The organism is SAR324 cluster bacterium, assembly GCA_029245725.1.
Taxonomy (GTDB): domain Bacteria; phylum SAR324; class SAR324; order SAR324; family NAC60-12; genus JCVI-SCAAA005.
This window is the reverse complement of the sequence record JAQWOT010000057.1, coordinates 1-9,424: the sequence shown is the minus strand read 5'-3', so window position 1 is coordinate 9,424 and position 9,424 is coordinate 1. Positions and strand designations below refer to the sequence as shown.

Below are 9,424 nucleotides of genomic sequence, written 5' to 3'. Positions count from 1 at the left end.
CAGCGGGGCAGATTATCTACGCGTTACTCACCCGTGCGCCACTTTACTCGACCCGAAGGCCTTTCACGTTCGACTTGCATGTATGAAGCATGCCGCCAGCGTTCGTTCTGAGCCAGGATCAAACTCTTGTGTTTGATACTTTTTTCTACTCAAAGTCTATTAACAGACTTCAGGGCTCCTTCTATTAAAAGCAAACCCCGAGTCTTAAAACACCCTGAAGTTCGCCTCGCCTCACATCGACTCTCAAAGAACTCACGATAACTCGCGAAAGCTTATGAGAATATAAAAGTGCTCTGACTAAGTCAACAAGAAAAATCAGAAAATCTCATATTCCCTAAAAGCCATTACATTCTCAATGGATGGAACATCTAACAGCCAAATTAAAAGGCGCTCAATACCCAATGCCATCCCACAACTTGGAGGCATTCCTTCCACCAAAGCATCAAGAAATTGGTGATCTAACCCAACATCTAATTTTCCGACTTGGCTTCGATGGATCAATTCTTTTTCAAAACGTTTTCGCTGCTCATTTGGGTCTGTTAGTTCCCCGAATCCATTGGCGATTTCCATCCCTCGGACATAGCATTCCACTCTTTCGGCAAAGCCATTTGGATTAATTTGGGCGAGGCTAGCCAGTTGTGGTGGCCAATCAGATACCAAGCAAGGTCTTTCCCACCCAAGTTTTTGCTCTAGTTCGCCCCAAAGTCTACCAAAAATTACTAGAAAGGACTCTCCATTGATTCTTTGCTGATTGATCCAATTCTCATGACCGTTTTTGTTGAGCTTTTCGAGAAGATCCCCTGCTTGGTCAATGGGCTGTATTTCAAACTGCCAAAATTCCTGAAGAAGATCATTGACCGTTGTGAGTTTCCACTTACCTTCCAACATTTTATGTTGCTTTGAAGCAATCCATGCTCTTGGAAGGTACTTAGTCATCTCTTGAAGGTCTTGACACAATCGCTGCCAATTATCGCCAACACGATACCATTCAAGCATCGTAAACTCAGGGTTGTGCCAATGACCTGCTTCCTTTCCTCTGTAGCAGGCACTGATTTGGTAAATCTTTTCAAATCCACCAACCAACATACGTTTCATTTGAAATTCTGGTGAGGTTACCAGGTATCCCTGATCACATTGAATTAGATCAAAATGCGCTTCAGGATTTGGGGCTCTGACTCTTGCTGGAGTTTGAACTTCAAGGAAACCCTGCTGATCAAACCAATCTCGAATACTGCGCAGGATATGGTGCCTTGCTTTCAGACAATGAAAGCGTGAGGGGAATTGATTGAGTTTGCGCCAGCGGAGTGTATCACCATTAGCTTTCAGACCTTCTGGAGGCGTGTAGACAACTTTTTCCAGTATGAATTTACCCTGACTGGATTGAAATCGAACCAGGGCACCTCCGGTGATCTTTAAATTCTGATCGACTTTTAGAGAGAATTGTTGCTCCTGCCATAGGAAGTGGAACTCTTCCTCAGATTCATCAAATCCTAGACAGCGAGCAATGAAGGTGGGAGGAAACTCTTGGAGCATGTTGACTTAACACCGGCAAATTCTAAAATTCGCTCAATCACGAAGTAGATACCAAGCACGACAAAGCCTGATAACACATTACTCATGATTTTGCTGATATTCAGTAATTGCCTGTTTCCCAATTTCATCAAAGTCCTTAATCAAAGCAAATTTCGCATCATCAGCAGGCTCTTTCCAGACATGCTCTGGCTTCCAAAGATTCTCCGCAGTACCATTCAGGTAGACTCGTTGGTACTTGGGAGTGACGTTCAAGTTGAAGCTTCCTGGATTTACCCAGATTTTCAGTTTTGGTGGCTGCTCTTCTGACATTGGAAGATTCAGTTTGTTGAATGCCTCCCAATAGAGCTTTCGTGCTGGCAAGCTATTGAATCTTTGATAGAACGTGTGCATTGGTTGGTTCTTTGTGCTGGCAAGCCCAGGATCCTTTTCGATGGTTGGCGTTTTGTTCAAATCAAATGTGAAAACAAACTGTTCATCGAAATTCGTTCTGACGATGGCTGCACATCCTAGCGGACGATCCACGTTGCAGACAATCATCACATCGTAGAGATAATAGATATTCTCTAGGAGTTCAGTCGAACTGACCCGAATTGGTTTGCAAAAACTCTTGATGTCACCCGCAAGATTCTGCAGATCATCTGCTGTGACAGGATTGGAAGCCACAACGCTTCTGGAAGAAACTGCGTTTTTCTGGAAGGAGGTCATCGCTCGAGCATCAAACCCGATGTACTTACTGAAAACACAGCGAGTTACGCCTTCGACCAGATTTGACTGAAACATCTCAAGCTGATTACCACCACTACCACCAGCTTTTTTGGAGATCATTGCCTTGAATTTCCATTTCTCTTTTTTTGGCTCAAACTCCAAAAGAATTACGTTTCTAGGGATGCAGAGCGATTTGGAAATAGGAAGTGGGACCTGAAATGGGCGACGATTAAAATTCTTTTCGAAGTGATATTTGAAAATGACATTTTCCAAGGGATCTCCCGCAAGTGGAATCCTGGATTGGAAGATAATTTTCTCAACGATCTCTTTGTTGAGTTCAGCCTGCAACTTGTCACCATAGTGCTTGGTGATGGAAGTTGATAGTTCTCCAACTTTCCGGCGATCATCCTGAATTTGAGCAATCTGACGCTTTTCAATGACATTCAGTTCAGCATCAGTTTGTGCTTTATCCACCACGGACATGTCAACGATCAACATCCGGTCCATCAATTTATCCAGAGGCTTGGTCAGTATCTTCTCGACACGCTCCTTCTCTTCATTGTTCTTCGTAACCTGGGAGATGTATTGGCTCATTCGGTTGATGGTATTTTGATTGCCAATCTGAATCAGTCTGCGCTCCGTGTTTTTCATACTGTTGAGGAAAAGCTTTTTCAGAACAGTTTCCTTCTCTTGAGCCACATCATCCCTGCCTTGGGAGAATTTCATTAAATCAATCCGAGGTCCCTCTTCAGCATAGAACTTCATGTAAAAGCGATGCACTGCCTTGAAGCGCCAGGAAGAATTCTTATCAAGATAGATAGGTTCCCCAGATGTTGTGTCCAAATCAATAACATCCGAAGCACGAATGTGCTGGGCGAAGCAGAAAAGCATTTCTTTTTGTACTTCAGGATCTTGGAAGCGCATCAGCATCTCCGTAAACTTGATCCACCAAGGATCTCGGACAAGCTGTGGGAATTCCTCTTCCATACTCTTGATGATATCGACGTAAGGGCCTGTCATCTCTTTCTTGATGAAGGCTCTGTCGTTCGGAAAGATTAAGAGTTTAGTCAGGCTGGTCAGCTCAGGAGTATCCTCATCACAGGTGAGCATTTCAATCCACCAAGTGTTTAAGAGTGCCTTTGGGAGATTCCGATGGCTGATCTTCTCACTTTCTCTAAGAAAAATCGGAATCACATAGGTCAGAAAAACTTCTCTGGATGGCGCATAGTTTCCCCAGTTTGGCAGATTTCTAAGTTTGAATGTTTCCTGATTTTCAGCTGCAGCTCTTGGATCTGGTTCTTCATCTCCTTCATGCTCTCGATGTTGGGTCACTTCCCAGTCAGGGAAAACACCAATATTCGAAAGAATTTTGACTTCTTCAGGCAGTGAAAAAGGCATCGGAGACAAGCCACACAACAGCGTTGCAGGATTGAGCAATAGATCATTGAGCATGTTGGAGTATGCCATGCTGCCTTCCGGCGATACCAAGAACGGCGTATGTTGGCCAGCCCGCTGTTTACGAAGGATATTCACAAAGTAATGGGCTTCCTGAGCAGGATATTTTGCCAACTCGTATTCTTCGGCATAATAGATCTTACGAGAGGTACCCGGCTCATATGCAGCTTCGTTACGTATTGCTTCCTGCTCCACTCTAGCGTTTACTAAGTCTACTATTCTTTTCAAAAATCCCTTACGAGCCTGATCTTTGAGAGGAATCGATTGAATCACTTCCAGCATCTGTTGGTCCAAGCTTACTTGCTGGCCGACATCGGTGTGCCACTCATCCGCCTCTTGGGCGACTTCCCAACGATAATTCTCAGAGACATGCTCCAAGAATTGTTGAACAACCTTTCCGCGCGAGGGGTTCTTCTTCAAATGCTCCATTAGCACCTGCCGTTGTTGGGCAGGGGGGAATTTGGCTGGCTCAACCCCAGCTGCCTTGGCCGGCTCTTCCAATAATTTCATCACTACTCGTTGGCCCAATACACGATCACGATAGAAAATGATCAACCGCCCAAGGGCAGCGTTAGCATCCATTGAAGTGACAGAATTTGGAAAGCAGCTGCCCTGAAGTTTCCTAGCTGGGATGTTTTTGAGAAAAGGGAAAAAAAGAATCAATGCGTTCCGGAACAAGTCACCTTCTGGCAACTTGCGTAAGATTAGTGGAATTTGAGACCAGAAGAACTGCATTTGCTTGCCCGGCTCCATTTTACTAATCAAAGCCTGACAGGTTTTGCGCATCAATAGTGTGCAGGTACTTGGAAAGATTATGTCGATGATTTTCTGCTGTTCTGGGCTGAGAGCTTCACCATTCTCCTCGATCATCTGATCTTTCACTTTTTGCTTAAGCTGTTCTTGCTTTTCCTCTGGAAATTGAAGAAGAAAACGATCATAAGCAGAACTTATGATCTTGAAGGCCAAGGCAATAAAGAAATCAGCATCAGTCCAATTGTGCTCATATCGGGGCTCTGTTCCAAAAATCACCTGTGCATCAACGTCAGAGTCAGGCTTGTGGCCGATACCCCCAAGACTCCCAATCGTGCTGAGTGTTTGCACAATTGGCTTCTCGCTTTTCCCAAAATCATTGACCAGTTCACCAAACTGCTCCTGCAGATGAGCCATCCAATTGCCTTCCCCCTCACGCTTGGACTGCTCTGGTAACCAACGATCGATTCCATCAATACCATGCATCGCGTTCTCACAAAATACATGATAGCGATCACGGTGAATCATTGGTTTTCCAGTCTCTGGATCAACACCCTTCTTGTAAGTAATATCGAGATTAGGTTGATCTGACGGATTGACATCAAAAATAAAAATACTTTCGTAAACGACTTGGCGCATGCCTTCATCAGCCACCTCAATGAGGCTCTCCATTCGAGCTCGATTGAGCTTACCCATTTCATCAAATTCTTTCTGCGATTGCTCCTTCCACTCTTCTACTTGCTCATCGGAGAAAGTCTCACGAATACTTTCCAGCAAACTGCTGCCCTGAAGACTTTTGACAATATTCTTAATACGTTTTTCAAGATCCCCTGACTTTGGATTACAAGGAACTTCCTGATAGAGCTCCATCAGAATTTTGACTTGTTCTGCGGCAACCGGAGAAAGTGAATCCTCACCCTGCTTGGCGTCACCTTTTTTCTGCGAAGAATCCGGGGAATCATTTTTTTTGCCCAGGATAATATCCCTGAACTTCAGCATGCTTTTCATATTGGCCTTAAGCTTTAACGCGCTCTACGTATTCGCCTGTTCGAGTATCAATTTTCAACAACTCTCCCTCAGAAACAAACATGGGTGCATTAACGGTGTAACCAGTGGAAACGACAACAGGCTTGGATGCACCAGTGACTGTATTGCCTTTTTCTCCGGGAGGAGCTTCAACAACTTCTAGAACTACAAAATTAGGAAGGGTGATGCCGATCGGTCGTTCACGAAAGAAAGCTACGTTCACTTCCATGTTGTCAATCAAGTAGTTTGTGGCATCCCCGACGAGATCAACATCCAGAGCGACTTGCTCGTAACTACTGTTGTCCATAAAATGGAAGCCCCCATCACCCTCATCTCGATAGAGGAACTGCATGGTCCGATCTTGGGTATCGGCTGGCTTTAATTTCTCACCTGTCTTAAAGGTTCGATCTAATACCGAACCATTGATTAGATTGCGAATTCGAGTCCTCGTAAATGCATTTCCTTTACCCGGCTTCACAAACTGAAATTCGATGATGGCGTAGGGTTCGCTATCCAATTCTATTCTCAATCCTTTTCGGATATCAGCAGTTTCGTACACGGTCTCCTTTGCTTGAGATCACATTGAATTTTGATTCCAATGTCTTGATGTTGGGGCGAGGAATCTAAAGGCAATTACCTTGTTTCCTACCACAAAGCCCTCTATTCTGCCCCAAATTTTTCCAAATTGAATCATTTTTGAAAACTTTTTTGTTCATTTCCTTCTGGTTTCTGAATTCTCATGAAAGCACTTTCGTTCAATCCTGCAAGCCCGTGGCAACAGCAATTTTGTTTTAAGGGCGTAAAATGCCTCATTGTCTGCCGCGGCCCCATTCGCCTTGAAGTCATGCAAGTCTTGGAGGAACTGGGGGCACGATACGGCATTCTTCTCTCTGAAAAAGACAGTATCACGTATCCCCAAACTCTTGCTCCTGAACTGCGTTTCCTCGCCAATCGTCATGAGCAAGTCCACCATATCCATGATTATGTTGGCTCGTCACGAGAGGAACGACAACAATGCATTGATAAAATTCTTCGTCTCTGCAAACAGCACAACTACACCCACCTCTTTGCAGGCTATGGTTTCATGGCTGAGGACGGTGACTTCGTAAAGCAAATCGAAGAAGCGAATATTTGCTTTGTTGGCCCCAGTGCAAGGGTGATTCAGCAGGCAGGCTCTAAAGATGAAGCCAAACAATTGGCCCGTAAGCTAAACGTATCGGTAACTCCGGGTGAAGATCGAATCACTGCACGTACTCTTTTGAAAAAAACTGGTGGCAAAGACCCTTCTCAATTTCTTAAAAACCTGATTGATCGACATCAACTTCCTGTACCAAAAGATTGGCACCTCACCTCAGAAATATTGGATCAAGCTGAGCGAGTACTTCAGGCTTCCTACAAGCGCCGGATTGATCTGTTCAGCATAGAAGAACTGCAGACAGAAACTCTCATCTGTTGTAATGAAATCTGGGCAAAAAACCCAGGCAGGCGACTACGCTTTAAGCATATTGGTGGTGGTGGTGGAAAGGGTCAACGGGTTATTCAAAGTGAAGCAGAGATTGAAGAAGCCGTAAGGGCTGTCTTGATTGAAGCCCGAGTAACTGGTCCAGGTGACAACAAGACCTTCCTGATCGAGATGAACATTGAAGATACTCGCCACAACGAAGTCCAGTTAATTGGTAATGGCCATTGGTGCATAGAGTTAGGCGGTCGTGACTGTTCTCTACAGATGCATGAACAAAAATTAGTTGAACTTTCACTTACCGAAGAGTTGCTTGAGCAAACCATTGCAGAATATCTTGAAGTTATCAAAAACCATCAAGCAGAGCTGCTTCAACAAGACCTAGTCGTACTACGTGAGATGTGTAAGCAAGCTCAGGACTTCGGAACGGCTCTAGGGCTGGATAACGTATCCACCTTTGAGTGCATTGTTGAGGGAGACCAACACTACTTCATGGAGGTAAACACCCGAATTCAGGTCGAACATCGAGTCACAGAGATGGCTTACAGGCTGGAATTTACTAACCCAGATAAACCTGGCGACAACTTTCTTGTAGATTCACTGATTGCCGCAATGTTCCTGGTTGCCTGCTACGGACAGGTGCTTCCCAAACCACAACGTCAACTCCGAAATCTGTCCGGAATGGAGGTTCGAATCAATGCTACCAACCAAGGATTACAGCCTCATGCTGGAGGGATTTTACGCTCTTGGTCGACACCAATTGAAGGGGAACTACGAGACGACCAGGGGATTGGATTACGGAATCCTGATACCGGTTTATTTCAACCTTATCATCTTGCTGGTGCCTACGATTCTAATGTGGCTCTGTCTGTCACATGGGGCAGGACGCGTTTAGAAAATCTGGAGCAAATGGCTCGTGTTCTCAGAGAAATGGAAGTGCGGGGAACAGATTTACAACTCAACCTGTCATTTCATTATGGGATTCTGTATTGGATGTTGGGTGTGGATTCGATGGTAAAGCCAAACACGCGTTTCGTGGAGTCCTACCTTGCACTCTGTGGAAAGTTGAGCTTAGGTGCGAAAGATACCGACTTGGAGTTCGCTTGGCAGCATTTGAGCAGATCAATCAAGGAGTTAGGTCCCGAGGCTCTGAGAGCTTTTGAGAGAAAACAAACGCTGCTGCTAAGACCATTGCGGCGTTTGCTGAGCATGCCACATCTTCTCGCCGGATGGCTTGCCAAACGTCAAAATCCTCGATGGGAAATTCAGGATCAGCAGATTCAGTGGTGTCAGAACCCGATTCATGTGCTGCACGAACTTTATCGTTACCTGCATTGGGAGAAAAGAAGTGGTCTTCCTCCCAGTGAAATTATCTGGGAGGAAGATCATCTGGTACTCGAAGAAGGACTCCGATTTTATGCAGATTTAGGAAATCGCTTGGGTTATCCCGAATGGGACACTTTGCAGAAAATCCTCGAAAACACGGCTCCTGTTGGATTTGACGACGGGCTCTGGTCAGAAGTACAAGCAGCGCATGCTGGTTTTCAAGTCGGCTTGGTTCCCTTGCTGAGTATCCCCATCTCATTGGGTATCAGCAGCAGCTATTTTGATTGGGGCTGTAATGAAGAACTGGTTCCAGTCATTCCAAAGGAGTTTCAGAATACTGAAAAGATCAAGCAATACTCCCAGGCACTGGCACCTCCACCATCTTCTCATAGCGATGAAGTACGTAGTTGGACAGGAGGGACCTTCTATGCTCGTGAGACACCCAGCAGTCCACCCTACGTGGAGGCTGGGCAACATGTAGAGCAAAATGATGTGCTTGGACTGTTAGAGGTAATGAAGATGTTTAATCCAATTAGGGCAGAATTTCCGGGAACGGTAAGGCAGGTATTTGTAGATTCTTCCGGAGGTACTCTGGTTTCAAGGGGACAACTGCTCTTCCTAATTGAGCCTGATCACCCAATTGTAGAAGAAGACGCAACCGTGTTGGCAAAATATCGTCAGCAGGTCACACTCAAACTTCTCGCTCTTTGAAGATGAGAAAGCAAGCAGGCTTTACCTTGCTGGAAGTGGCACTTTCACTTCCTTTGTTGCTGATTGTGCTTTGGAACACAAACCGGATTGCTGAAGCCATCGCAAATGGGATTCAGCAACAAAGAGAGGCCCAACACATCGCAAGCCAATTTGACAACTGGATGGTTTCAATGTTGCTTGCAAAACTTGGCGACGAATTAAGGCAAATCGGTTCTCATCAACTCGAATTGACTGATCCTATATTTTCTGATTGGCACCTGCAATGGTAGGTTGATTCAGGTTTGCCCTCAATGGCATTGGGAAGCCTTCAGAAAAGGGGAACAGAACAATTGAATTGGGCCTCTGCACTACCTTAGCAAGGTCAAATTCAATGTTTTTTTATCTTTCCAGTCCGGCTTGACCCACTCATCGAAGGTCTGATATCTATTGAAGAAGCAACGCAGGTTGCTGCAGCAAAGC

Annotated in this window: 5 protein-coding genes and 1 rRNA gene; 2 read left to right on the top strand and 4 right to left on the bottom strand. The window is 45.1% G+C overall.

Annotated features, from left to right (window positions below; translation table 11 throughout):
• The 4 genes from P8O70_02465 to efp form a co-directional block, all read right to left on the bottom strand.
• Positions 1 to 134, bottom strand: a 16S ribosomal RNA gene (locus tag P8O70_02465); the annotation flags it as partial.
• A 181-nt stretch (positions 135 to 315) separates the two neighbouring features.
• Positions 316 to 1,533 (bottom strand): EF-P lysine aminoacylase GenX, encoded by a 1,218-nt coding sequence (locus P8O70_02460; protein MDG2195747.1) that lies wholly within the window; start codon positions 1,531 to 1,533, stop codon positions 316 to 318.
• A gap of 78 nt (positions 1,534 to 1,611) precedes the next feature.
• Complete coding sequence (locus P8O70_02455) at positions 1,612 to 5,442, bottom strand: hypothetical protein (GenBank protein MDG2195746.1); 3,831 nt, start codon at positions 5,440 to 5,442, stop codon at positions 1,612 to 1,614.
• 16 nt (positions 5,443 to 5,458) lie between these two features.
• A complete protein-coding gene (gene efp / locus P8O70_02450) occupies positions 5,459 to 6,028 on the bottom strand; it encodes an elongation factor P (GenBank protein ID MDG2195745.1) in 570 nt (189 codons plus the stop codon).
• A 180-nt stretch (positions 6,029 to 6,208) separates the two neighbouring features.
• Here efp and P8O70_02445 point away from each other — a divergent pair, with 180 nt between their 5' ends.
• Positions 6,209 to 8,965, top strand: coding sequence for a biotin carboxylase N-terminal domain-containing protein (locus tag P8O70_02445; GenBank protein ID MDG2195744.1), 2,757 nt, complete (start codon positions 6,209 to 6,211; stop codon positions 8,963 to 8,965).
• Between the two features lie 2 nt (positions 8,966 to 8,967).
• Positions 8,968 to 9,234 (top strand): hypothetical protein, encoded by a 267-nt coding sequence (locus P8O70_02440; GenBank protein MDG2195743.1) that lies wholly within the window; start codon positions 8,968 to 8,970, stop codon positions 9,232 to 9,234.
• The last annotated feature ends 190 nt before the right edge of the window (positions 9,235 to 9,424 follow it).